The following is a 25,017-nucleotide window of genomic DNA, read 5'->3' on the forward strand; positions in this document are numbered from 1 at the left end:
TTCAGGTGTGGACGCTGCGTTGTAACCAAACGTGGGGCAATTTTACTCGATAACGAGTAGCAGATCCCCGCCTTCGACCTTCGCAGCCTGGGAAAGCACCACGCGGCTGATCGTGCCACCAGTCGGCGCGGTGATGGTTGCTTCCATCTTCATAGCCTCGATGATTGCCACCGGGTCGCCAGCCTTGACCTCGTCGCCCTCAACGGCGGTGACTGTCACGACACCAGCGAACGGCGCAGCCACGTCTCCAGCCTTGGACGGGTCGGCCTTTTCAGCGGCCTGCGTGGTGGATTCGACGGAGTGGTCACGCACACGCAACGGGCGGATCTGGCCGTTAACGTTGAACACGACCGTGCGCATGCCCTTGTCATCAGGCTCAGAAATTGCGTCGAGGCGGACGACCAGCTGGACGGAATCACCCAGGTCGATGACGGTTTCTTCACCCTCGACCAAACCGTAGAAGAACTCACGATCTTCCAAAATGGAGGTGTTTCCGAAGCGACGGCGGTGCTCGACGAACTCGGCGGCGGGCTTAGCGAACATCAAACGGTCCAGTGCCGCACGACGGGTTGCTTGATCCTTCGACTCGAGGTTGTCCGCTTCCTCTTCCGGCACATCCATCAGCGCTGCGGAGGTTTCCGCGCGGCCTTCGAGAATGCGGCTGCGCAAAGGCTCGGGCCAACCGCCGGGAGGGGTGCCCAGCTCGCCACGCAAGAATGCGATCACGGAATCCGGGATGTCGTACTTGTGGGGATCGGCAACAAAGTCTGCGGGATCCACGTTGGCACCCACCAGGTGAAGCGCCAGATCACCAACGACCTTGGACGAGGGGGTCACCTTGGTGGGGCGACCCAGCATCTCGTTGACCGCAGCATAGTTGTCTTCGATCAGCTCAAAGCGGTCGGCAAGACCCAGCGCAACTGCTTGGGCACGCAGGTTGGACAACTGCCCGCCAGGGATCTCGTGGCGGTACACGCGACCGGTCGGCCCCGGGGTGCCGGACTCGAAGGGTGCGTACATCGTGCGCACAGCCTCCCAGTAAGGCTCCATGTCGGAGACGTTCTTTAGGCTCAAACCGGTGTCGCGGTAGGTGTCTGCAAACGCTGCGACAATCGCCGACAGTGACGGTTGCGACGTCGTACCTGACAAAGGTGCGGAAGCACCGTCGACCGCATCGGCACCAGCATTTGCTGCCGCCAGGTAGGTAGCCAACTGGCCACCAGCGGTGTCGTGAGTGTGCACGTGAACGGGCAGATCAAACTCGCGTCGCAACGCTGTCACAAGCTTGGTTGCGGCAGCCGGGCGCATAAGGCCGGCCATGTCTTTAATCGCCAGGATGTGCGCGCCGGACTCCACGATCTGCTCTGCGAGCTTGAGGTAGTAGTCCAGCGTGTAGAGCTTCTCATTTGGGTCGGCGAGGTTACCGGAGTAAGCCATCGCCACCTCTGCTACACAGGTGTCGGTGGACAGAACAGCCTCGATCGCGGGACGCATCTGCGAGACATCATTCAAGGCGTCAAAAATGCGGAAAATGTCGACACCGGAATGCGCCGCCTCATCCACGAACTTGTTGCACACGTGGTCCGGGTACGGGGTGTAGCCCACCGCATTGCGTCCGCGCAGCAGCATCTGGATGTTGACGTTGGGCATAGCCTCGCGCAGTTCATCCAGGCGTGCCCAGGGATCTTCGTGCAGGAAGCGCAACGCGACGTCATAGGTCGCACCACCCCACGCTTCCACCGACAACAACTCAGGCGTCAAATAGGACACGTAGCGGGCAGCATCCACCAGGGCGCTGGAACGCACACGGGTGGCGAGCAAGGACTGGTGCGCATCACGGAACGTCGTGTCGGTGACGGCCAAACGATCCTGGGCGCGCAGCTGCTTAGCGAACTCCACAGGCCCGACGTCGCGGAGAAGATCACGCGATCCACGAGGCCGTGGGCTGTGCGGCAGCTTCGGCAACTTATCTGCAGGGGTGATTGACGCCGGCGGCTGACCATGCGGGCGGTTGACCGTCACGTCAGCGAGGTAGTCGAGGATACGGCCAGGCTCGTCATCAGCGGGCGGCGCGGACAACAACCAGGGGTGCTCGGCGATAAAGCTCGTCGCAACGCGCTTTTCAGTGAAATCAGGCTCGCGCAGCAAGGCGCGGAGGAAGCCAATGTTGGTTGCCACGCCGGAAACATGGAACTCCGCCAATGCACGCTGAGCACGGGCAACAGCGGTGGCAAAATCCGAACCGCGGCAGGTCATCTTCACCAGCATCGAATCAAAGTGAGCGGTGATTTCGCCGCCCAACTGGATCGCTCCGTCAAGGCGCACACCCGCACCACCCGGGGATCGGTACGAAGTAATTGTGCCAGTGTCCGGGCGGAACCCGTTCGACGGATCTTCGGTGGTGATGCGGCACTGCAAGGCAGCACCGTGCAACTGGACAGCATCCTGTGTGAGCCCCAGTTCCTTCAATGTGGCACCTGCGGCGATCTGCATCTGGGCCTTCACCAAGTCCACCTGAGTGACTTCCTCGGTGACGGTGTGCTCGACCTGGATGCGGGGGTTCATCTCGATGAAGACGTGGTTGCCTTGCTCATCGACCAAGAACTCCACGGTGCCGGCACCGATGTAACCGATGTGCTTGCAGAACTTCACCGCATCGGCACAAATCTTTTCGCGCTGCTCCTGGGTGATGTGCTGGGCAGGCGCAATCTCTACAACCTTCTGGTGACGACGCTGCACAGAGCAGTCACGCTCGAAAAGGTGAATGACGTCGCCGGACGCATCGCCCAGGATCTGAACCTCGATGTGCTGTGGATTGACCACCGCTCGCTCGATGTAGACCCGCGCATCACCAAAGGCCGACAAGGCCTCGCGGGAAGCTTCCGCCGCCAAGTGGCGAAGTTCTTTTTCGTTGGGGATAAAGCGCATACCGCGGCCGCCACCACCGGCCACAGCTTTAACGAACAGCGGGTACTGCTGGCCCTTAGCCTGCTCCACCAACACATCAATATCGTCGCTCGGGGTGGACTCGTCCAGAGTGGGCAGGCCAGCTTCGCGAGCAGCCGTCACAGCACGAGACTTATCACCCGTCAGATCGAGTACTTCCGGGGTGGGGCCGATAAAAACAAGTCCATTTTCCGCGCACTCGCGAGCAAGCTGAGCATTTTCCGACAGGAAGCCATAACCCGGGTAGACAGCGTCCGCGTGAGATTCCTTGGCTGCCCGCAGGATCTCATCAATATCCAGGTAAGCCTTGACCGGCGAGCCCTCGGTACCAATACGGTAGGCCTCGGATGCATGGCTGCGGTGGAAAGAATTGCGGTCTTCACGCGGGTAGACTGCAACGGTTTCTGCACCGATTTCGTATGCAGCACGGAATGCGCGCACTGCGATCTCGCCACGGTTGGCGACCAGGATTTTCTTAAACGACGTGGGCTGTTTTTTCACTGGAGGGATGGACCTTTCCTCAAAAGAAGGGTGGGTAAACGTGACAGAGATTATTCGTCGGTGCCCTGGGGGGTTGCGACGGGAACCTTTGGTGCAGGACTCAGAACGCCCCAACTATGGCGCCCGTCACGGACGTAACAACAAGGGGTAGACTACCACAGCGCAAACCCGATACAACTGCCGTAAAAGTGCTACTCAACCGCAGCAGGTGCAGACAGCATAAAGGGCAATCTCCCAACTCCTTAAGGTTGAGAAATTGCCCTCTCAAGACACCCAGAAATTTCTCGGGCTAGCCGAGGTCGTCGTGCTGGACCAGCTGACGAGCAGCCTCAGTGATCGAACCAGACAACGTCGGGTACACCGCAAACGTGCTAGCCAAATCTGACACCGTCAGGCCCTTATCCACGGCCAACGCAATCGGAAGGATCAACTCCGACGCCGTCGGAGCAACAACCACACCCCCAATAACCAAACCGGAGTTCTTACGGCAGAACAGCTTCACAAAACCGTGGCGCAGCGAGCGCATTTTGGCACGAGCGTTAGTCGTCAGGGGAAGAACGATCACGCGTGCGTTGACCTCGCCCGATTCCACCTGAGCATGGGTCACGCCCACAGCTGCGATCTCAGGGCGAGTAAACACAGCCGTCGCAACAGTCTTCAAACGGATCGGGGACACGCCTTCACCCAACGCGTGGTACATGGCGATGCGGCCCTGCATAGCAGCGACGGAAGCCAAGGGGAACAAGTCTGTGCAGTCACCAGCAGCGTAAATACCGGGAACCGTCGTCCGGGACACGCGGTCGACCTTGATGTGCCCCGACTTTTGGGTCTCAACACCAATGGTTTCCAAACCAAGGCCGGCGGTATTGGGCACAGAACCGACAGTCATCAGCGCGTGGGAACCGAAGATCTCGCGGCCGTCAGCGGTGCGCACGCATACTCCGCCGTCCTCGGTGCGGGTCACGGTGTCAACGCGGGCATCCTTTTCCAGCTGGACGCCGCGCTCTGCGAGCACGGTTTCCAACACGTCTGCGGCATCAGCATCGTCGTGGGGCAGGATGCGGTCGCGGGAGGCGACCATCGTGACCTTCACACCCAGCTCAGCAAAAGCGGAGACGAATTCTGCACCGGTCACACCGGAACCCACAACAATCAGGTGCTCGGGCAGTTCATCAATGTCGTAAACCTGACGCCAGGTCAAGATGCGCTCGCCGTCCGGCTGCGCACCCGGCAGGATACGAGGCGATGCACCCGTGGCAAGCAGCACCAGGTCGCACTCGATGATTTCTGAAGAACCGTCGATCTTGTCCACCGCAATGTAGTGGGTGGTTTGCTTCGGGTTGTAATCATCAAAACGACCACGGCCGTTGATCACGCGAATCCCGGCGCGTTCCATTTGGCGGCCAATGTCCTGGGACTGGCTGCGCGCCAGGTCTTTCACACGTGCGTTGACGGCGTCGATGTGCAGGAAGCTGTCGGCCAAGGACTTGTCGAAGCCCATGTCGTCAGCTCGACGCAGGTCGGTTTTGATACCGGTGGCGGCGATGAAGGACTTTGAGGGCACGCAATCGTGCAAGACTGCGGAGCCGCCGAGCCCCTGGTCTTCGATCAAAGTGATGTCGGCCCCGTACTTCGCACCAGCCAATGCTGCTTCGTAGCCGGCAGGTCCGCCGCCGATGATGACAATTCGCCTAGTCAAGAATCCTCCACTGAAAAAAACAATAATTTATTAGCAGTCTAGGTGTTCAGGCAGTGCCGGGGCACATCAGGGCGTGCTCAACCGAACAAACGGTCCAGTACGCTGGCGAAGAATTTAATACCTATCCCAACGGCTCGCGGGTCGACCATCATGTCTTCTTGGTGCAGATCGGAGCGCTTGCCCTGCCCATTCCAGGCGCCTAGTCGGACCATGGCACCCGGGATGTGCTGCAGGTACCAGGAGAAGTCTTCGCCTCCGCTGGACTGCGGGGCCTGCACGACGGCCTCTGGGTCGATGGCGCGGACGGCATCGGCGCATACCACTGTCACGACCGCATCGTTAACCACAGGGGGCACGCCCCTTTGATAATTAACAATGACGTCGCATCCTGTCGGTCGCACAATATCGCCAATGAGTTCACGTAGCAGCGGCTCCACCATATTCCACACCGCAATATCGGCCGTGCGGATGGTCCCTTTCGCCACTCCCCTCTTAGGGATTGCGTTGGCTGCGGCACCAGCCTGAATGGCGCCAAACACCATGACAGTGCCGCTGCGGGGGTCGATCCGCCGCGACAACACTGCCGGAAGTTCGGTCACAACCCTCGACAGCGCGTACACCACGTCCGCACTGCGGTGAGGACGAGACGTATGCCCACCGGGGCCCACCACCTCAATATTGATAACGTCCGCCGCCGACGTAATCGCACCCTCGCGGATACCGATACGCCCCACCGCCAACTTGGGCTCCACGTGCAAGGCAAAAATTGTCGACACACCCGACAACGCACCCCAGCTGATCACCGAGGGAGCACCTCCATCCATGACCTCCTCGGCCGGCTGGAAAATGCATCGAATACCCTGCGGCAAAGCAACACCTTGCTTCACCGCATCAGCCACAGCGCACGCAAAACCCAACAACACCGCGGCGTGCACGTCATGGCCACACGCATGCATCACACCAGGATTCTTCGACGCGAAAGGCAAACCCGTGTTCTCCGCAATTGGCAGCGCATCAATATCCGCACGGAAAGCCACCCGCAGGGCCCCTGGTTTCGGCAAACCCGCGGCGTCATCGTGTTCAGTGCCGTCAGACGCGGCGTCATTAACCGAATGAAGATCATCAATGTCGACATACAGGCCGGTGGCGGGAAACAGCACAGGTTCCAACCCATGATGGCGCAACACTTTGGCGATGAACGCCGTCGTCTCGACCTCATTATGGGAGGTCTCGGGGTAAGAATGCAGGTGCTCGCGCCACGCAGTTACCTCGCGTTCGTGTTCTGCCAGCCACGCGGTCACCGCCTCAAGCAGCCCACCCGGTACGTGCTGCGTCGAATCCACCGCTGTCGTTGACACCCAACACCCTTCCTGCTTCAAACCCTGACAATCGCGCGCCCAAAGCGCACTATTAAGCACCAACTTACCCCCATCGACGACCTGCCCACACAAGAGGGCCCACCGCAGCCCACATTGTGCCATCATGAACACTATGGTTGCCAAGGTTGACCCAAACCCCTACGAGCTCGCCAACACCGCCGCAGAATTCCTGCTGCACACTGCACGCACGCAGTGCCCCACCCATGCGATCAATGGTGTTGACGCCGCGATCGTCCTGGGCTCCGGTTGGCGCGACGCCGCAGATTCCTTCGCCCGCAACGGCGCCGAGCACCTCACAACCATCCCCATGGCGGAGATCCCCGGGTGTGTCGCCCCGACCGCTCAAGGCCACGGCGGCCAGGTGCGCCTCTATTCAGTTGCGAGGGATGCAGATGCGCAACCACCGCAAATAGTCGCTGTGTGTTTGGGAAGAATCCACGCCTACGAGGGCTATCGGGACAACGAACTGTGGCGAACCACCCACATGGTCCGCACGATGGCAGCCTGCGGTGCGCGCACAGTGGTGTTGACAAATGCCGCCGGTGGCCTCGAAGAAGGGATGCGCGTCGGCGAGCCCGTGTTGATCAGCGACCACATCAACTTCACCGCCCGAACCCCGCTGGTTGGCGCGCGTTTCGTCGACCTAACCGATGCCTACTCCCCACGCCTGCGTGCCCTGGCCAATGACGTCGCGTCGCGTGCTGGCTCCACAACATCAACCGGCACCACTGCGCTACGTGAGGCGGTCTACGCCATGATGCCCGGCCCCCAATACGAAACCCCCGCCGAGATCGCCATGCTGCGCACCCTCGGCGCTGGCCTGGTCGGCATGTCCACGGTGTACGAAACCATCGCTGCGCGCGAGGCCGGGATGGAAGTCTTAGGCATCTCACTGGTGACCAACCTGGCTGCCGGTATCAGCGGGCAGCCCCTCAACCACGAGGAAGTCCTGGAGGCAGGCGCCCAGGCAGCCGAGATGATGGGCAGTCTCCTGGCACAGGTGGTGCACGAACTATGAACATTAACGACCAACAACCAGTGACCGAGGGCCTGCGTTTCGGTACCGCTGGCCTGCGCGCGCCCGTTGGGCCCGGGGCACAAGAAATGAACGTCACCCAAGTCACCCGCACTACCGCGGGCGTCGCAAGTTGGCTTGCCGAACGTGCAGCAGCCAGGGCTGCATCCGGCGCCCAGCAGCACCACCCCGACCCGGACACCGAGGCCCTGCTCGGCGAAATCCACGGCAACATCGACGACGGTGCCCTTAAAGTAGCCGTCGGATTCGACGCCCGCTACGGCTCCCACACCTTCGCCGTCACCGCCGCAGAGGTATTCGCCGGGGCGGGTTTCGAAGTCACCTTGTTACCCACCCCGACCCCCACCCCTGTGCTTGCCTGGCTGGTCAAATACCGAGGGCTGGACGCGGGCGTGCAAATCACCGCCAGCCACAACCCCGCCTCCGACAACGGATACAAAGTCTACGTAGACGGCGGCAGCCAACTGATCTCCCCCGACGACCGGGAAATCGAAAAACACATCGCGCGCATCAGCCTCGATGACGTCGCGAACATCCCTCGCGTCACTGTGCGTCCCGCGCCCGATCAACTACGCCGCTACCTCGACGTCGTCGTCAGCCTCGTGGAACCAGCCGCCACCGAACGACTACGCGTCAACAACGAACGCGCCGACCTCAAAGTCGCCTACACCGCGCTCCACGGCGTCGGCGGCCGAGCGCTCAAACAAGCCCTCCAATGGGCCGGATTCGCCATGACCTGGTCGGTGGCCAGCCAGCACCACCCCGACCCCACCTTCCCCACGGTGGACTTCCCCAACCCGGAAGAACCCGGCGCCACCGACCAACTCATCGAGCTTGGACAACAAGTCGACGCTGACATCCTCGTCGCACTCGACCCCGACGCTGACCGCTGCGCCATCGGCATCCGCACCGAGGCCCCAGTAGGTCAAAGCTCTGGGAGCCGATTCCGCATGCTCCGCGGGGACGAACTCGGCCCACTACTAGCCACCCGCATCGTCGACACACGCATGGCGACCACGCGCAAAGCATTCGGAACAGTAGCAGCCCCCGTCGTCGCCACCACCGTCGTATCCTCCCAACTACTTGGCAACATCGCCACGCAACGCGGCTGGGACTACCAAGAAACACTCACCGGATTCAAACACCTCACCCGCGCGGCAACCGGCCGACCCGGAGAACTCGTCTTCGCATACGAAGAAGCCATCGGCACCTGCCCCGCCCCCTGGATGGTCGCCGACAAAGACGGCATCGCCACCGCACTCGTCGCCTGCTCCTGGGCAGCAGAGCTCAAAGCACAAGGCTCAACCCTGGAAGAACAACTCGAAGCCCTCTACCAGCAGCATGGTTACTTCCAAGGAAGACAGATTTCCGTGCGCACCCCCAACCCCCGCGACGTCATCGCCCAATTAGAAAACACATGCCCCGACACCCTTGCAGGCATGGCCCTAGTGGTCGGCTCGCTGCCAGAAAACCAAGGACTCACGCTCACCGCCGCGCCCCCAGACACACACCCAGACGAGGGCCCGCAGCACAGAGGCGCTATCCCCGCCATCAGGATCATCGGGCGGGCATCCGGCACCGAACCCAAAGCAAAATTCTACATCGAAACCCACGCGCACACCCGCGCGCAGGCACAACAACTGCTGCAACTAGCTGAACAATTCGTCCAGCAGCACGTCAGCTAACGACACACCTACAGGTCGATGTTGCGGGGGCCATACAAACGATCCCCCGCATCACCCAAACCAGGAACAATGTAGGCGTCCTCGTTGAGCTCCGGATCAATCGTCGCCGTCACCAAACGCACCGGCAACCCCGACTCCGCCAACGCATCCACACCCGGCTGCGCAGACACCATGCACACGGCAGTAATATCCGTCGCACCACGCTCCACCAACAAACGGATCGCATGCAGCAACGAACCACCCGTCGCCAACATCGGATCCACCACAAACACCGGCTGACCCTTCAAATCATCAGGCAGGGCCTCCAAATACGGAACCGGCTCGTGAGTCTTTTCATTCCGAGCAATACCAATAAAGCCAACCTGCGCATCGGGAATCATCGACAACGCAGGATCAACCATCCCCAACCCGGCGCGAATCACCGGAACAATAATCGGCGGCTTTTCCAACCGCACGCCCTTCGCAGTCGCCACGGGAGTCGCGACGTCAAAAACCTCAACAGGTAGGTCACGCGACGCCTCAAAAATCAGCATCGCGCCCAAATCCTTCAACGCGGCACGAAACGCGGCGTTATCACTGCGTGCATCGCGCATCAGCGTCAGTCGAGAAGCAACAAGGGGGTGATCGCAAACCGTGATGTCCATAAGGGCCATCATAACCCCGGACAAAAATCTCGCCGACTGTGGAACCTCCACCCCGCAGCACACGTCTAAGAACATATGGACGCACACAATAACCCCACCTCGCACCCAGCCGGCGGACAACGCCTCGAGCTCGATGTTGGACTATCGCTCAGTTTGGTAACAGATCTGCTCAAAGGGCTAGAGAGCTTCCGGCCCGGGCACGGCCCAGAGAGCACAGCGATCAGCGAAGGGATGCTCGATAGTTACGCAGAATTCCTCACCGCCGCGGGCAGCGCCATCGAACACACAACCAACAGGGCGCGGGCACTGACTGACACCATGCAACACCTTGGAGAGTTCAGCGGGCGCACCATCCGCGCAATCGACGAACTCGACCGGGCCACCGCCGAAACACTCGAGCGCCTCCTCAACAGCTAAGGAGCGCCACCACCATAAGGACGACACTTCCATGACACCAGCCCCACTGACAGACATCCTCGACGTTGTAGACCTAATCGAACGTGCCCTTCCCGCAGCCAACGTGGTCCTAGCCCCACCGACCCTGCCGGACTTAAGTGCCGCCGAACACCTAGCCCAACAATTAGGCGGGCACGCCACCCGGTACATGCGCGCCCACCACGAGCTAGCTGCGGATGCGGCAACCATTAGCGACATCGCCGCACAAGCACAACCGCTGATCATGGCCGCCCAAGCGGACATAGTGGGCGAAGCACAGCGCCTGCTGCCCCTCGCCCAACAGGACATCATCGGCATGCTCAATCCCGTCCCGGGCGCCGCCGCCGCAGCTGTGCTGTCTGCCCAAAGCCGTGCGGGAGAACTGATCTCCTACGCCATTGGTCGCCTGACACAGCTAGGCGACGACCTTTCCCCATTGACCCAACGGCTGCACGCCATCGCCGCAACCGACGGCCAAGCAGCACCACCGCCAACACACCCCACCGCCACCGCGCCGGACGCCCCCGGCGCACCCCTGTCATCCACAATCGCACATTCTTCTGACGGGCATGCCGGCGCACGCGCGGTCGCGGCAGCACGCTCCCAGCTTGGCGTTCCCTATGTGTGGGGTGGAAGCACACCCGGCGTCGGCTTCGACTGCTCAGGGCTCACACAATGGGCATGGCGCCAAGCGGGCGTCGAACTTCCACGCCTAGCGCAGGAGCAAAACATCGGAAGGCCCGTGGGCAGCCACGAGTTGATCGAAGGCGACCTGCTGGTGTGGGACGGCCACGTCGCGATGTACGCCGGCAATGGCACCATCATCGAAGCCGGCAACCCAGTGAGCACCTCCCCACTGCGTACCACAAATCTGGGTATGGCTTTCAAAGGGTACTTCCGCCCCACAGGGTAGAATGTTCGCCTATGGCTAAACCTCAGGCGAACCAAGGCATCCTCCCGGTAAAGATCTCCCTCACCGAGGGCGACTACTTCACCCTCTGGGCCCCCACCTACAGGCAGCACAACGAAGAATGGCAGGCATTCCTCGGCCACGGGGAACACATCTACTTCTTCAACTCCCCTGCCGAGGTTTTGGCGTTCATCCGCAGCGGCCAGCCCCACGACCTAGATTCCCACCCGTCGTGGAACGACTTTGCTCAACGCCCCGCCAACTGGGTCACCCCCACAGAGGGTGATACCTACGACCTCATCGGTGTGCCCCAGATGCTCGCCAACCGCCCCTCGCACAATGCGGTCAAGAGTGTGGCTCGTTGCTTCCGCATCACCCAATCACTGGCCAGCGTCCTGAGCTTGCTGCCCATCCAGTCCACCTTCTCTTCCCACTCGGTGCTCGCCAATGTGCAGCGTGGTTCCGACCACTACGCGGGCGAAAATGGCCTGTCCGAATGGTCTGCTGTCGGACGGGTGGTCGCCACCAACTGGGACAGCATCATCGACAGCCTCGACGAGCACGTCTACCGCCCCGACGACCTCATTGATGACGCCGCGGTCAAGGAGGCCGAACAAGCCATCGCCGAAGCAGACGCCCAGGTCGAGCGCGAAAAAGAAGAAAAAGAAAAAGCCATCGCGGACATCGACCCCTATGATGCGTCCGTGTGGGGCGCCAGCGGTATCGACCCCATCAAGATCGCCATCGAAGGCCGCACCCTCTACACGCTGCGCACCTATGTCGGTGGCCGCCCCGTGTTCCTTGGTCACTACGGCCAGATCTACACCTTCAACAACCGCAAGGCGATGACCCGATGGTTGGCCGAACATGGCGAGCATGACCTCGCGGCCGTCAGCACCTGGCAGGACGTCATGGATGCGATCAACGGCGGCACGGTCGACGTCATCGTTGATCCGCTGAACGTCTACACCTTCACCGGGCTGGCGGAAGACATCAACAATGGCCCCAACAATGTCGATACCCAGCAGCTTGGCCGTGCCTACGAATTGATTGCTGACGCCGCGGACTGGGCACGCGATGACGCCGTCAGCTCTGTGCTTGTCGCCAACCCGCAGACCCAGGAGTACCTGGCATACATGCTGGGCTCCACTTCCGGCTACGTGCCTTCTGCCCCGTACACCGCAGAGGTAGAAGGCTGGCGCCAGCTGGAAAACGGGCTGGTTGCTCGATTCTCTAAGTTCTAATCTGCACAAACAACTGGGCCCGGCTACACCAGCCGGGCCCTGCGTGTTTTTAGAGGAAGTCTTTAGGGTCGATGCCTAGTTCTTCCAACAGTGCTGGATCAATGGCGTCCAGTTCCTCCTGAGTCAGTCGCCCCTGGGTTGCCTCTGGTTCTGGCTCCTCGGATTCGATGCCTGCGACCTTCTCAAATCCCGGGATGATCTGATTATTGAGGATCTCTTCGCGCAGATCCTGGGGGATGAATGCCTGCTCGATCGCATTCTGGGTGACGTTGAACAGCCCGTCCAGATCGTAGTTAAACTGCTCCACCAGCACAGCCATCTCCTGCGTCATGGTGGTTCCGCTGACCAGTCGGTTGTCGGTGTTGACGGTGACCGCGAAATGCATGGTATCCAGCAGAGCAAAGGGGTGATCGGCCAGGTCATCAACAACGCCGGTGTGGACATTGGAAGTTGGGCACAGCTCGAGCGGTGTACGACGGTCACGAATGTAGCTGCTCAACCGACCCGCTTGGATTCCATCCAGGTCGGCAGAAAAATCCTCATACACCCTAGCCCCGTGGCCGATCCGCTGCGCGCCCTCATAGACTGCAGATTCCAAAGAGTCGCAACCAGCGGCCTCGCCCGCGTGAATAGTAAACGGCACATGGTTGCGGCGCAGCAGGTCAAACGCTTCGTGGTGGCGCGACGGCGGGAACCCGTCCTCCGGGCCGGCAATGTCAAACCCAGCAACATAGCCATCCGGTGTGTGGTTGTCGATGGTCAACTGGGCTATCTCGACACTGCGGTCAGTGTGCCGCATCGCGCACAAAATCAGCCGGGCGGTGATTTGCTTGCCTTGCTGTGCAGCCTGCGCCTCACCTTGCTGACATCCGGCCACCGCGGCGTCAACAATGTCTTGAAGGCTTAGGCCTTGGCTCTGGTGCTGTTCAGGTGCGAACCGCAGCTCTGCATAAACAACATTGTCGGCAGCCAGGTCCACCACTGCCTCGGCGGTGACGCGCGTGACTGCTTCTGCTGTTTGCATCACCGCGGTCGTGTGGTCGAAGGTCTCTAGGTACTTCGGCAGTGAACCGGAATTGGCTGCCTCTACGAACCAACGCTCTAGTTCTTCCGGATCAGTGGTGGGCAGGTTGCCATAGCCTGCGGCTTCGGCGAGCTCGATGATGGTGGCCGGGCGCAGTCCGCCGTCGAGGTGGTCGTGCAACACAACCTTGGGCAGTTGGGCGATGTCCTCGCGGAAAAGATTCTTCGGGTCGGTTACATCACTAGGGTTCGTAGTCATGTTCTTTAGGTTAACCGTGTTTCGCTAGACTTGCCCCCATGGTTGACTGGCTAGGCGTGCGCGCCTCACGTGTTGGTTTGGTGGCGCTGCTGAGCGCCGGTGCTGTCGGACTTGTTCCGCCTGCTCCGCCGGCTTCGGCTGCAACACCCGCGCCGCGCTCCACTGCCCCGGATACCTCCGGATGTCCTCACCGCGAGAGGCCGGAAGCAGCCGCAGACACCTCAGAGGTCGTGGCCCCGGGGTCCAGCACTCCGACTCCCCCTCCGGCCCCCTCTAAGCCCGCCGGTGGCCCGAAGATGGCCGAATGCGGCATCGTTGCTGAAAACGGCTTTGTAGTTCCGGACATTTTGGCCTCCGCGTGGATTGTCTATGACCTCGACTCGGGCGAGGTGTTCGCCGCCAAGGATCCTCACGGTCGCTACCGTCCAGCGAGCGTCATCAAGGGCTTATTGGCCCTGGAGGCTGCCGAGCGCCTCAAGCTAGACGATCCTGCGCCGGTCAGCTTGGATTCTGCAGAAGCAGAAGGTTCCGCGGTGGGCATTCACCCCGAAGGCACCTACACGGTGCGGGATTTGCTCAATGGCCTGCTGCTGGCTTCGGGTAATGACGCCGCGCATGCCCTCGCCCAACTGCTGGGTGGCGACGCTGACACGTTGAAGGCAATCAACGCGCGCGCTCGTTCTTTGGGCACCCAGGACACCTATGCCGCAACCTATTCGGGCTTGGATGCCCCTGGCATGCAGACCTCTGCCTATGACCTTGCCTTGATCTACCAGCAAGTGTTCAGCAACAAGGTTCTGTTGCCGATTTTCGCCACGGACCATGTGGATTTTCCGGGGTGGGGCGACAGGCCCGGCTACGAGCTATGGAACGACAATGGCTTGCTGTACAACACCGAGGGCGGGTTCGCTGGCAAAACCGGCTACACCGATGATGCTCGGCATACTTTTGCTGGTGCGGTGGAGCGCGATGGGCGTCGTATCGCCGCAATTGTCCTCGACACCACGGTAGATAAGGGGCGCGCTTGGGAACAGGCCGAAGCACTTATTGACGCCGCGTATGCCACGCCTGAAGGCTCCGAACCGGTTGGCTCCGTGCGCAATGCATTAAAGCCAGCAGATGGGCAGGATTCGGTGCGGGAGGTTACCTCCCCCACCGAAGATGCTGATGCGCCTTCTACTGGCTTGGGCTCTGGTGTTGTGACGGGAACACTAGCGCTGTCCCTCACCGCGCTGGCTGTGTTGGTTGTCGCCGGCGTTGCCTTTGCTGTGCGCCGGCGCTAGCCTCCGGCGTTAGGGGGTTATTTTCTGCCCAGGCGTGCTGCGATGATCGCAGCGATACCGGCAACTGCACCGGCGCCGAACAGTGAACCGGCGACCTTGGGGCTCGGTGCGGGCGAGACCTCTGCGCGCACGCGGATGATTGCGGGTTCAGGTGCCGGCAATTCGAGCAATTCGAGGGATTCCTTGGTGGTGGCAGCCCAAGCGCTCGAGTACAACAGGATGCGCCAGATCAGGTAGAGCAACACCATGACACCGATGATCGGCCCGAAGGTCGCACCGGCTGGGTTTTTCACAGCGCTGGAGAAGAACACGCTACCGAGCTGTTTGATCAGCTCGAAGCCGATAGCACCGATGACCGCTGCTTTAGCTGCGGATTTCACCGGAACTTTGCCGCGGGGCAGGAAGACGATTAGCCAGAAGAACACCAGGTAGTTGGCGATCAGTCCGACGGTAATGGCGATAACCCGGGTGATGGCGTCGATACCGATGATGTGATCCAACTTAAGGTATTCCAGCAGCATGGAGGTCAACCCGGAGGATCCTGCGGCGGTGATACCGAACGCGATGATCAGCGCAACCAGCAGAGCAATCAGACCCATGAGGTCCCACAGCTTCTTCACAACAAAGTTGCCGTCGCTGGGGTCGAGCTTCCAGATTTTCGATACGCCGTAGCGCAGGTTGTTCATCCAGTTTAGACCCGACCACAGCGCGGTCAGGGCACCGATGCCGGCGATTGCGTTGCGCTGCTTAATGGCGGTGTCGATGATTTCGTTAATCTGGCTTCCGACATCACCGCTGATGGAGTCGGTGATGTGCATCTGAATGTCGCTGAGTGTCTCAGGCCGCGCTGCCAAAGCGAAACCGGCAGCGGCGAACACCAGCATGAGGATGGGGAACATCGACAGCACCGAAAAGTACGTAATGCCGGCGGAATACTGGTTGCCGCCCATGTTTGCGTAGCGCTCCTGCATGGCCATGATGTGGTCAAACCACGGCCACTTGTCACGCAACTTGTCGACGAACCCTGGCTCGTTTTTACGGACGCGTTCGATGCCGTATTCGTCGGTGTTTTCTGATGCTGTACGGGTAATAGCCGCCATGTTCCTTATGTTTGCTCTACTCGGGGGTGTCTTTGTGCGGCTTTAAGCAGAGCCGCACTTGTGCTGCACTCGCCTCAACTTCTTTGTCGTTAATGCTTAGGCATGAGGAACCCAACGCGTTCGTAGACGTCCGCAAGGGTCTTAGAAGCGATGCTGCGTGCTTTTTCTGCGCCGTCAGCCAGGATCTTTTCCAGCTCTGCGGTGTCCGCCATGTACTCGTCAAACTGGGCTTTGAGCGGTGTGGTGAAGGCTTCGAGTGCCTCCGCAGTCTCAACCTTGAGCACGCCGTAGCCCTGGCCGTCGTAGTGTTCAACGAGCTTGTCGATGGGGGTTCCCGTCAACGCAGACTGGATGACAAGCAGGTTGGACACGCCGGGCTTGTTTTCTTTGTCATAGGTGATGACGCCGTCGTTGTCGGTCACTGCGGAACGGATCCGCTTTGCAGAGACCTTGGGATCGTCCAAGAGGTTGATGATGCCCTTGGGGTTGGAACCCGACTTGCTCATCTTCGATGTCGGGTCCTGCAGGTCGTAAATCTTCGCGGCACCCTCGGGGATGAACCCTTCGGGCACAACAAAGGTTTTCTTGTAGCGGGAGTTGAAGCGTTCCGCGAGGTTGCGAGTGAGCTCGATGTGTTGGCGCTGGTCTTCACCCACGGGAACAAGCTGGGGGCGGTACAGCAAGATGTCTGCGGCCATCAGCATGGGGTAGGCGAACAGGCCTGCCCCGGTGCGGTCGGCTCCGCGCTTGGCGGACTTGTCCTTAAATTGGGTCATGCGGGACGCTTCGCCGAAACCGGTCATGCATGTCAGGACCCATCCAAGCTCCGCGTGCTCGGGCACGTGGCTTTGGACGAACAGTGTGGACTTGGCCGGGTCGATACCAAGGGCTAGAAGCTGTGCGACGCCAGCAAGAGTGCGGTGACGCAGTTCTTTGGGGTCTTGGTCGACGGTGATGGCGTGCAGGTCCGGGATGAAGTAGAACGCATCGTATTCATCCTGCAGTGCGATGAATTGCCGGACGGCACCCAGGTAGTTTCCGAGGTGGTAGGAGTCGCTGGTGGGCTGCAGGCCCGAGACAACGCGTTGTTTACGTTCCGGCTTCGTAATGGTTTCGCTCGACATGCATGCCAGTCTATTCGGCCGGTTGCTGGCAGTGTGCATTGCCCTACTTCCACAGGCCTGCAGACTGCCCTGTTGCTGCACCCCTAGCTGTATGTCACGTTGAGCGGTGCGTGGTCGGACCAGCGGAGGTCGTAGGCTGCAGCCTTATCCACCCACGCCTTGGTGGCGTGACCGAGCATCGCTTCGGTTGCCGCTTGGTAGTCGATGCGCCACCCTGCGTCTGTGTCGAAAGCTTGGCCCCGATAGGTCCACCATGTGTAGGGCGCATCTTCTGGTTGAAGACGCCGCGCCACATCAAACCACACGGGTTCGGTTGCGACTATGCGTGCACGCGCCACCTCGCCAGGGGTGTAGTCAACGGCACCGAAGAACTCAGCAGCCTTATCAGGATCAATCTGGGAGGCCTCGTCGGGGAAGGTCCCGAACACCGCATCCATGAAGGCTCGCTCGGATGCGATGAAGCCCGACTTCTTCTGGTTGGTCTTGTCGTTTTTCAAATCCTGGCTGCGGTGGCAAATATTCCAGTCGCCGCCCACCACCATATTGGTGTGGCTTCGAGCGGCCTGGGTAAGAAAACCTTCAAATACGTCCACAAAGCGGTACTTTTCATCCTGTTTCTCTGTCCCGGCACTACCGCTGGGCAAATACAGAGAAGCAACCGTCACAGGCTCGCCACGAAGCTCAACACCGCGCAGCGTCGCCTGGATGTAGCGGCCGGAATCTTCAAATCCTTCAATGCCCACCGCGACGTCATCAAGCTCAAAGCGTGACAAAATGCCAACGCCCGCCCGGCCCTTCGCCGCAGCCTCCGCGCCCACATAATGCCAGCCGTTATCCAACGCCGGGGCCAAGGCTTCCAGGGTTTGCTTCTCGTTGGCGCGAACCTCCTGCAGCAGCACAACATCCGAGCCAGCAGACTCCAACCACGCATGGAAACCCAGGTTTGTCTCGCTGCGCTGTTTCACAGCCGCACGAATGCCGTTGACGTTGACGCTTGAAATCGTGATGCTCATGGGGCACAAGCATAGCCGCACCGCTGCACGACCCCAGCGAGGGCAGTTTGGTCGCCCAGGAAAGGGCGTTTTGGTCGCCTACCAAAGAGCAGTTTGGTCGCCTGTGCCTACTTGGCTGCGGCTTTCGCCGTTGGAATAAAAATCCCCAGAGCGACAACAGACAGTGCTGCACCGGCTAGGGCAGGCGCGGAATAGCCAAAGCCGTGGGCGATCACAGCACCGCCAAGTGCTGCACCACCGGCGTTAGCGAAGTTCAGCGCAGAGTGATTCAACGCGGCAGCTAGTGTCTGCGCCTCGCCTGCGGTATCCATCAAACGCACTTGGAGCGCGGGAACAAGAACCGAACCAAACATGCCGATAAGCCCAAAGTTGATGGTGCCAGCAATCGCGTTCGCGCTGGTGAAATAGAAAGCGACTAGACAGATCGCGATAGCAGACAACGCCAGCGTCACCGTAAACTCCACGCTGCGGTCGGACAGACGGCCCCCCAACCAGTTTCCGGCCAACATACCCAAGCCGTAGGCCATCAGCACGACCCACATCCATTCGATGTTCAGACCAGCGCGCTGCGTCATCGTCCACGAAATATACGTATATACGGCGAACATGCCTCCGAAACCAACAGCACCCGTCAGCAGCGTTAACAGAACTTGAGGACGCGTGAATGCCGACAATTCGGTGCGCGCATTCGTCGAAGGCATCTGCGTCATGTGCGGCATGAGGAACCACAAGCTCACCAAGGTTGCAACAGCCAGCACCGTCACAATCGCGTAGGCGAGACTCCAATGGAAGTGCGCCCCCAACGCCTGGACCGCTGGGACACCGCCCACAGTGGCGAAGGCGAAGCCGAAACCGAGGAAGGCGATCGCGCGGCCACGAGCCCCCTGAGCGGCCATCGATGCCGCCGACAACCCCGCTACCGAAAAGTACGCCCCGTGGGGAACGCCTGCAATAAAACGGGCAACGATCAGCATTGGATACGTCGTCGCAATCGCAGACAAACCGTTGCCAATCACCAACCCAGCCGTCAGCAACAAGAGAAGACGACGCCGCGGCAGCTTACCCGTCAGCGTTGCGATCAAAGGTGCACCAACCACTACACCCAAAGCGTAAGCCGCAATAATACGGCCGGCCTGATTTTCGGTAATCGAAAAATCATCAGCGATCAGACCCAGCAGGCCCATAGACACAAACTCGGTGACACCAATAGCAAACCCACCCAAAGCTAAAGCGAGCATCACCCACGTGCGGCGGGCATCAGAAAGCTGAGTTTGCAGAGGTACAGGGCGTCGGGCTGGCGTATTCACACGCCAACCGTACACGCCAACCCGGGCTACCTCCGCGCCGGAACCCCCGCGACGTCATTAACCTCACACCCTTATATATAGGCCCGCTCCACCACATTTGGTGTAGCGGTGCCACGTGCCCACAGCACACCAGGTATCATTCAACATACATATTTTGTCAACTTTTTTTGGGAGTTATCTTGGCTAAGATTATCTACACCCGCACTGATGAAGCCCCGCTTCTCGCAACCTACTCACTTAAGCCCGTCGTGGAGGCCTTCGCTTCCACCGCAGGCATCGATGTGGAAACCCGCGATATTTCACTCGCAGGCCGCATCCTCGCCCAATTCCCCGACTACCTGGGCGAAGACCAGAAGGTTGCAGACGCCCTCGCTGAACTGGGTGAACTGGCTAAAACTCCCGAAGCAAACATCATCAAGCTGCCCAACATTTCTGCATCCGTGCCGCAGCTGAAGGCCGCAGTTAAGGAACTGCAGGCACAGGGCTTCGCACTGCCCGACTACCCGGATAACCCCTCCACCGATGAGGAAAAGGACATCCGTGCCCGCTACGACTCCGTCAAGGGCTCCGCTGTTAACCCGGTTCTGCGCGAAGGAAACTCCGACCGCCGCGCCCCCATCGCCGTGAAGAACTTCGCCAAGGCACACCCCCACCGCATGGGTGCCTGGACCAAGGACTCCAAGACCAATGTGGCGACCATGTCCGACAACGACTTCCGCCACAATGAACAGTCCGTCATCATGCCGGCAGCCGACGAGCTCAGCATCGTCCACATTGCAGCTGATGGCACCGAAACCGCACTGAAGTCCGGCCTCAAGGTCCTGGAGGGCGAAGTTGTTGACGCCACCGTCATGCGTGCCGCAGCACTCGACGAATTCCTCGCAGCCCAGGTCAAGCGCGCTAAGGAAGAGGGCGTGCTGTTCTCCACCCACCTGAAGGCCACCATGATGAAGGTCTCCGACCCGATCATCTTCGGCCATGTCGTTCGCGCGTTCTTCGCTGACGTCTACGCACAGTACGGCGAGCAGCTCCTGGCTGCTGGCCTGAATGGCGAAAACGGCTTGGCTGCCGTTTACGCAGGCCTGGATAACCTGGACAACGGCGCAGAGATCAAGGCAGCGTTCGACAAGGCTCTTGCTGAAGGCCCCGCCGTTGCAATGGTTAACTCCGACAAGGGCATCACCAACCTGCATGTGCCTTCTGACGTCATCGTCGATGCTTCCATGCCGGCCATGATCCGCACCTCTGGCCACATGTGGAATGCCGCAGGCGAGGAGCAGGACACCCTGGCTGTGCTGCCCGACTCCTCCTACGCTGGCGTCTACCAGACCGTCATCGAGGACTGCCGCGCCAACGGCGCATTCGACCCGGCCACCATGGGCACCGTTCCCAACGTCGGTTTGATGGCACAGAAGGCAGAAGAGTACGGCTCTCACGACAAGACTTTCAAGATCGCCGGCGATGGCAAGGTCGTTGTCCGCAACGCTGCAGGCGAAACCCTCATGGAGCACGAGGTTTCCGAGGGCGACATCTGGCGTGCATGCCAGGCTAAGGATGCCCCCATCCGCGACTGGGTCAAGCTGGCCGTCACCCGCTCCCGCCTGTCCGGCATGCCCGCCGTGTTCTGGCTCGACCCCGAGCGTGCACACGACCGCAACCTCATCACCCTTGTTGAGAAGTACCTGGGCGAGCACGACACCGAGGGCCTTGACATTCGCATCATGTCCCCGGTCGAGGCAACCCAGTTCTCCATCGACCGCATCCGCAAGGGCGAGGACACCATCTCGGTGACCGGTAACGTGCTGCGTGACTACCTGACTGACCTCTTCCCGATCCTCGAGCTGGGCACCTCCGCCAAGATGCTGTCCGTCGTCCCGTTGATGGCTGGGGGCGGCCTGTTCGAGACCGGTGCCGGCGGCTCCGCACCGAAGCACGTCCAGCAGCTGGTGGAAGAAAACCACCTGCGCTGGGACTCCCTGGGTGAGTTCTTGGCACTGGGCGAGTCCCTGCGCCACTTCGCCAACACCGATGGCAACGCCAAGGCAGCCGTCCTTGCGGACGCCCTGGACAAGGCCACCGAGCGCCTGCTCAACGACGGTAAGTCCCCCTCCCGCAAGGTCGGCGAGATCGACAACCGCGGCTCCCACTTCTATCTGACCGCCTACTGGGCAGATGAACTGGCCAAGCAGACCGAGGACGCAGAGCTCGCTGAGATCTTCGCCCCCGTTGCCAAGGAGCTGTCCGATAACGCTGAGGCAATTGCAGCTGAACTCCTCGAGGTTCAGGGCAAGGCAGTCGAACTGGATGGTTACTACAACCCGAGCGACGCTAAGGCTACCGCCGCTATGCGCCCCTCTGAGAAATTCAACGCCATCGTTGACGGCCTCAAGAAGTAGTCACTAGGCCAATAGACAAAGGAGCCTTCACCACCATTGATGGTGGTGAAGGCTCCTTTGTCTTGCACTCCCCTTGTACCGCTACTGGGAGTTGCAGAGGGAGTCGATGCTAACGGCGGCCGAAAGGCAGGCCAGCCAGCAATTGCTGAATGGGGTTAGCGCCGTGCTGGTTGTTCAGGAAGAAGGCGATGATCGCACCAATGATGCCCAGGCCGGCGAGAGCACCAAAAATACCCAAGCCTTCGGAGCTTCCAGAAGAACCATTGTCCGGGTTCTGGTCAGCGGGCGGCGGAGTGGTGTCACCCGGATCACCAGGCTTGCCTGGATCAGCCGGGGGTGCCGGAGGGGTCGGAACCGGCGGGCATTTGAGGTCTTCGCTGTAATTCAGGGTGAAGCCGTCCAGCGCATCGTAGATGTTAGCGAAAGCAGGACGAGCCTCGGGCGACAGTTCAATTGTGCCCTTTACTACTTTGTGACCAATGCCGGTCACGCGGATCGGTTGATCAAGACGAACCTTACCCAGCACCACATTGTCGAGACGATGCTCCACGGGCTTGGCACCAGCCTGGTTACGGTCGAAGCTGTTGTACACCAGATCTCCGCGGAGTTTTCCTAGCTCCCCGCCAGTCTCGAGCTCAAGGTTCGACAAGTCGAGCTTGAGCACTCCGTCGTGCGCGTCTGCGTGGTAGCTGCCCAGGATCGGTAGGGTTGCGTCGCGCCCATCGAAAGTGGCCTTTTTGTGGTTGACCTCCCACATCATCTCGCCCTTGGGCTTGTCGGCGACATGGCCTGCCCCGCTGGTGAAGGACCAGGTGCCGTGGGCGCGAGGACTGCCGAGGTAGTCGGTGAATTCCTTAGATACGCCCCATTTGAAGTCACCGGAGATCACGCCGGGCTTGCAGCCGTTGTCTTCTGCTGCGGTCGCGGCCGGGGCGACGACACCGGACAGGGCTACGGTTGCGGCACAGAGGACCGCTAGTGAGTGTTTATACATTTTGGCGATACTACTACCTTATGAATGCTATGCAGCTAACGTTATTGAGTTTGTATCTGTATTGTCGCGTGGCACAGTCGACTGTGATCATCACTAACGAGAGGCGGGGCTCTACTGTTGCGGAGTAGAATTCTCTGCAGTTAAGGCTGTCATCTACCGGAGGTTTATTCATGCGCTTGTCCCCCACCACGGCTCCCGTATTAAAGGGCACTGCCTGGGCTTCGCTCTCCGGCGCCATGCTATGCGTGACTCTTGCGACCGGTAGCGGCATCGCTGTCGCCGAGGGTGATGACGCCGTGGTGGTCACTGATCACCAAGCAGGCCAATGCGTGGTGCAAGCATCCGACCAGTCTTCACCGCTGACGAAGTTTTGGTCGACTCTTGAGTCTGATGCGAAGCAAAAGAGGCTCGATCAGTTAGACGAGGCCGACCCGGGTTTGGGCACGGCAATTCGTAACTTCACCATGAACGGTCCTGCTGGCGAAGACTTTGCCGAGTTGCAACGCCGCATGGACGCTGTGGGGGCTAAGGAGGGTATTGGGCAGCTCATTGATGTGACCGCGGAGGATGCCGGCGTCGACTCCTCTCCCCTGTCAGATCAGTTGGGTGGGGGCACGGATAAGACCCAGCGCTACTCACGCGAGGAGGCCCTTTCGGCGGCCGCTGGAATCGGAGATAACCCGGCGGAAGATATCGCCAAGGCACTGGATAGTCAGGCAGCCAGTGGCACCGAGCTAGATAAGCTGCGTGCCCAGCTATTCCACGACCGTGCCGGGGATTTCAATAGCTTGGAACACGATATTGCTGAAGGTTTGCAACGGTGCGCTAAGGAGCTGGATCCCCCTTCACCCGTTGTTACGGCACTGAAGTTTGTCATTCCGGGGCTTATCGGGGTGGGAATCATTGCGATGATTGTCCGTGCTGTGTCCAATTCCCGAAAGCCTTCCCGGCACAGCGCATAGCCCCACTTCTTGCTAGGTAGGCGGCGACTTAGTATGCATGCAAAAGCGCCCGGCCACTGCCGTGGTCCGGGCGCTGCACACTAGTCGGGCTATGCGGATGTCGCGCCAACTAGACTGTGTCGCTAGTGCTTAGCGGGGCAGGAAGGGCAGTGCGAAACCTGCGCCGCCTGCGAAGTTCATCAGGGCCGCGATGATTGCGCCGATGACGCCGAGGACTGCGAGGATGCCGATCAGCGCGCCGTTGCCAGCGGAGGAACCGGGGTCGTTGCCTGCCGGGGGCTTGCAGTCGGCACTCTTGGAAACAGTGAAAGTTCCGTCGAGGGGAGCAAAAGTGTTGTTGTCGGCGCCATAGTTACCACCGAACACTTCGTTACCGGCAGCGGTGAGCACAGTCTTGTCCGCGTGAAGAGCCACCTCGCCTTCCTTGAAGTTAGCTGCCTCCTTCAAGTCAAACTCAACCAGTTTCAGGTCATCCTTGGTCTTGAAAGGCTGGACCGGTGCACCTCCCACCATCTCGCCTTCGAGGGGACGGTACTTCACATCGAAGGTCAGGAAGCCCTTGTTACCGTCAACGTGGAGCTTGCCGTCGCTGAGGGCCATATCGAGGACGAACTGATCACCTGCGGGGTGGGACTGCCCCTTGAATTCTCCCTTTAGCGGGATGACAGCCTTGGAGGCGCTGTCGACTTCAATGGGGGCGTCTTTGACTTCCCAGATGAGCTTCTCAGGGTTTTCCTGGCCATTGAAGGAGTAGGAAGCCTTGAAGTTCTTCATCTTCAGGTAGCTGAGGAAGCTTGCGCGCAAGCTCCAGTCGACTGAACCACTGTCAACCTTGTTGCAGGTAACCTGGGGTGCTTCTTCAGCGTGTGCAGCGGGAACGGCTGCCAGGGTGGGAACGGTCAGGGCAAACACGGCCAGGGCGCTTACAGCGCGGGTGCGGATAGCCATCTATTAGGTCTCCTCAAAGTGTGGGGATAAAAGGGTGCGTTTTCGCTGCTCAACGGGCGAATAATCCGCCCCTACATCCGAGGGACACCATCGCCGCGCATGAGCAACAAGCAAGGCTTATCTTAAAGA

19 protein-coding genes are annotated in these 25,017 nt (G+C 60.2%); 8 read left to right on the top strand and 11 right to left on the bottom strand.

Annotated features, from left to right (window positions below; genetic code table 11):
- Nucleotides 1–42: 42 nt before the first annotated feature.
- The 3 genes from L1C91_RS06850 to L1C91_RS06860 all read right to left on the bottom strand — a co-directional run bounded on the left by L1C91_RS06850 (nucleotide 43) and on the right by L1C91_RS06860 (nucleotide 6,504).
- On the bottom strand, nucleotides 43–3,447 hold the full coding sequence (locus L1C91_RS06850; RefSeq protein ID WP_234858604.1) for a pyruvate carboxylase: 3,405 nt from the start codon (nucleotides 3,445–3,447) through the stop codon (nucleotides 43–45).
- Nucleotides 3,448–3,736: 289 nt separating this feature from the next.
- A complete protein-coding gene (locus tag L1C91_RS06855; protein ID WP_046204591.1) occupies nucleotides 3,737–5,146 on the bottom strand; it encodes an NAD(P)H-quinone dehydrogenase in 1,410 nt (469 codons plus the stop codon).
- Nucleotides 5,147–5,223: 77 nt separating this feature from the next.
- The gene (locus L1C91_RS06860) at nucleotides 5,224–6,504 is read right to left on the bottom strand and encodes an amidohydrolase (protein ID WP_234858605.1); all 1,281 of its coding nucleotides are present in this window, start codon (nucleotides 6,502–6,504) and stop codon (nucleotides 5,224–5,226) included.
- A 133-nt stretch (nucleotides 6,505–6,637) separates the two neighbouring features.
- Here L1C91_RS06860 and L1C91_RS06865 point away from each other — a divergent pair, with 133 nt between their 5' ends.
- Nucleotides 6,638–7,543 carry a purine-nucleoside phosphorylase gene (locus L1C91_RS06865; protein WP_234858692.1) on the top strand — a complete coding sequence of 302 codons (906 nt, stop codon included), beginning with the start codon at nucleotides 6,638–6,640 and terminating at the stop codon, nucleotides 7,541–7,543.
- Nucleotides 7,540–9,246, top strand: coding sequence for a phospho-sugar mutase (locus L1C91_RS06870; protein ID WP_234858606.1), 1,707 nt, complete (start codon nucleotides 7,540–7,542; stop codon nucleotides 9,244–9,246). The genes L1C91_RS06865 and L1C91_RS06870 overlap by 4 nt, the downstream gene beginning before the upstream one ends.
- Nucleotides 9,247–9,254: 8 nt before the next feature.
- Here L1C91_RS06870 and upp read toward each other — a convergent pair whose 3' ends face one another.
- On the bottom strand, nucleotides 9,255–9,890 hold the full coding sequence (gene upp, locus L1C91_RS06875) for a uracil phosphoribosyltransferase (protein WP_234858607.1): 636 nt from the start codon (nucleotides 9,888–9,890) through the stop codon (nucleotides 9,255–9,257).
- Nucleotides 9,891–9,965: 75 nt separating this feature from the next.
- Here upp and L1C91_RS06880 point away from each other — a divergent pair, with 75 nt between their 5' ends.
- Genes L1C91_RS06880 through L1C91_RS06890 form a run of 3 tightly spaced genes read left to right on the top strand, consistent with a single transcriptional unit; the run spans nucleotide 9,966 to nucleotide 12,479 of the window.
- Nucleotides 9,966–10,307 (top strand): hypothetical protein, encoded by a 342-nt coding sequence (locus L1C91_RS06880; protein ID WP_234858608.1) that lies wholly within the window; start codon nucleotides 9,966–9,968, stop codon nucleotides 10,305–10,307.
- 31 nt (nucleotides 10,308–10,338) lie between these two features.
- Nucleotides 10,339–11,238 (top strand): C40 family peptidase, encoded by a 900-nt coding sequence (locus L1C91_RS06885; protein ID WP_234858609.1) that lies wholly within the window; start codon nucleotides 10,339–10,341, stop codon nucleotides 11,236–11,238.
- An 11-nt stretch (nucleotides 11,239–11,249) separates the two neighbouring features.
- A complete protein-coding gene (locus L1C91_RS06890; protein WP_234858610.1) occupies nucleotides 11,250–12,479 on the top strand; it encodes a hypothetical protein in 1,230 nt (409 codons plus the stop codon).
- Between the two features lie 49 nt (nucleotides 12,480–12,528).
- Here L1C91_RS06890 and L1C91_RS06895 read toward each other — a convergent pair whose 3' ends face one another.
- Nucleotides 12,529–13,761 (bottom strand): adenosine deaminase, encoded by a 1,233-nt coding sequence (locus L1C91_RS06895; protein ID WP_234858611.1) that lies wholly within the window; start codon nucleotides 13,759–13,761, stop codon nucleotides 12,529–12,531.
- A gap of 38 nt (nucleotides 13,762–13,799) precedes the next feature.
- On the opposite strand from L1C91_RS06895, the gene L1C91_RS06900 reads away from it, so the two are divergent.
- A complete protein-coding gene (locus tag L1C91_RS06900; RefSeq protein ID WP_234858612.1) occupies nucleotides 13,800–15,044 on the top strand; it encodes a D-alanyl-D-alanine carboxypeptidase family protein in 1,245 nt (414 codons plus the stop codon).
- A 17-nt stretch (nucleotides 15,045–15,061) separates the two neighbouring features.
- On the opposite strand, the gene yhjD is transcribed toward L1C91_RS06900, so the two are convergent.
- The 4 genes from yhjD to L1C91_RS06920 form a co-directional block, all read right to left on the bottom strand.
- Entirely contained in the window at nucleotides 15,062–16,144 is a 1,083-nt protein-coding gene (gene yhjD, locus L1C91_RS06905; RefSeq protein WP_234858613.1) for an inner membrane protein YhjD, read from the bottom strand.
- Between the two features lie 89 nt (nucleotides 16,145–16,233).
- Nucleotides 16,234–17,268, bottom strand: coding sequence for a tryptophan--tRNA ligase (gene trpS, locus L1C91_RS06910; protein WP_234858614.1), 1,035 nt, complete (start codon nucleotides 17,266–17,268; stop codon nucleotides 16,234–16,236).
- A gap of 83 nt (nucleotides 17,269–17,351) precedes the next feature.
- Complete coding sequence (locus L1C91_RS06915) at nucleotides 17,352–18,275, bottom strand: exodeoxyribonuclease III (protein WP_234858693.1); 924 nt, start codon at nucleotides 18,273–18,275, stop codon at nucleotides 17,352–17,354.
- A 113-nt stretch (nucleotides 18,276–18,388) separates the two neighbouring features.
- Entirely contained in the window at nucleotides 18,389–19,588 is a 1,200-nt protein-coding gene (locus L1C91_RS06920) for an MFS transporter (RefSeq protein WP_234858615.1), read from the bottom strand.
- Between the two features lie 179 nt (nucleotides 19,589–19,767).
- Here L1C91_RS06920 and L1C91_RS06925 point away from each other — a divergent pair, with 179 nt between their 5' ends.
- Nucleotides 19,768–21,984: an NADP-dependent isocitrate dehydrogenase gene (locus L1C91_RS06925; protein ID WP_234858616.1), complete on the top strand. Its 2,217-nt coding sequence runs from the start codon at nucleotides 19,768–19,770 to the stop codon at nucleotides 21,982–21,984.
- A 109-nt stretch (nucleotides 21,985–22,093) separates the two neighbouring features.
- On the opposite strand, the gene L1C91_RS06930 is transcribed toward L1C91_RS06925, so the two are convergent.
- On the bottom strand, nucleotides 22,094–22,978 hold the full coding sequence (locus L1C91_RS06930; protein ID WP_234858617.1) for an HtaA domain-containing protein: 885 nt from the start codon (nucleotides 22,976–22,978) through the stop codon (nucleotides 22,094–22,096).
- Nucleotides 22,979–23,148: 170 nt separating this feature from the next.
- On the opposite strand from L1C91_RS06930, the gene L1C91_RS06935 reads away from it, so the two are divergent.
- On the top strand, nucleotides 23,149–23,940 hold the full coding sequence (locus L1C91_RS06935) for a hypothetical protein (RefSeq protein ID WP_234858618.1): 792 nt from the start codon (nucleotides 23,149–23,151) through the stop codon (nucleotides 23,938–23,940).
- A gap of 129 nt (nucleotides 23,941–24,069) precedes the next feature.
- On the opposite strand, the gene L1C91_RS06940 is transcribed toward L1C91_RS06935, so the two are convergent.
- Nucleotides 24,070–24,888, bottom strand: coding sequence for an HtaA domain-containing protein (locus L1C91_RS06940; RefSeq protein WP_234858619.1), 819 nt, complete (start codon nucleotides 24,886–24,888; stop codon nucleotides 24,070–24,072).
- Nucleotides 24,889–25,017: the final 129 nt, after the last annotated feature.

The sequence above is a fragment of the Corynebacterium argentoratense genome, assembly GCF_021491455.1.
Classification (GTDB): Bacteria; Actinomycetota; Actinomycetes; order Mycobacteriales; family Mycobacteriaceae; genus Corynebacterium; species Corynebacterium argentoratense_A.

Bases quoted from the DNA above. Each gene is read 5' to 3' on its own strand.
- L1C91_RS06885 (WP_234858609.1), top strand. From the start codon at position 10,339: ATGACACCAGCCCCACTGACAGACATCCTCGACGTTGTAGACCTAATC.
- L1C91_RS06865 (WP_234858692.1), top strand. From the start codon at position 6,638: ATGGTTGCCAAGGTTGACCCAAACCCCTACGAGCTCGCCAACACCGCC.
- L1C91_RS06870 (WP_234858606.1), top strand. From the start codon at position 7,540: ATGAACATTAACGACCAACAACCAGTGACCGAGGGCCTGCGTTTCGGT.
- L1C91_RS06900 (WP_234858612.1), top strand. From the start codon at position 13,800: ATGGTTGACTGGCTAGGCGTGCGCGCCTCACGTGTTGGTTTGGTGGCG.
- L1C91_RS06890 (WP_234858610.1), top strand. From the start codon at position 11,250: ATGGCTAAACCTCAGGCGAACCAAGGCATCCTCCCGGTAAAGATCTCC.
- L1C91_RS06940 (WP_234858619.1), bottom strand. From the start codon at position 24,888: ATGGCTATCCGCACCCGCGCTGTAAGCGCCCTGGCCGTGTTTGCCCTG.
- L1C91_RS06935 (WP_234858618.1), top strand. From the start codon at position 23,149: ATGCGCTTGTCCCCCACCACGGCTCCCGTATTAAAGGGCACTGCCTGG.
- yhjD (WP_234858613.1), bottom strand. From the start codon at position 16,144: ATGGCGGCTATTACCCGTACAGCATCAGAAAACACCGACGAATACGGC.
- L1C91_RS06895 (WP_234858611.1), bottom strand. From the start codon at position 13,761: ATGACTACGAACCCTAGTGATGTAACCGACCCGAAGAATCTTTTCCGC.
- L1C91_RS06930 (WP_234858617.1), bottom strand. From the start codon at position 22,978: ATGTATAAACACTCACTAGCGGTCCTCTGTGCCGCAACCGTAGCCCTG.
- trpS (WP_234858614.1), bottom strand. From the start codon at position 17,268: ATGTCGAGCGAAACCATTACGAAGCCGGAACGTAAACAACGCGTTGTC.
- L1C91_RS06880 (WP_234858608.1), top strand. From the start codon at position 9,966: ATGGACGCACACAATAACCCCACCTCGCACCCAGCCGGCGGACAACGC.
- upp (WP_234858607.1), bottom strand. From the start codon at position 9,890: ATGGACATCACGGTTTGCGATCACCCCCTTGTTGCTTCTCGACTGACG.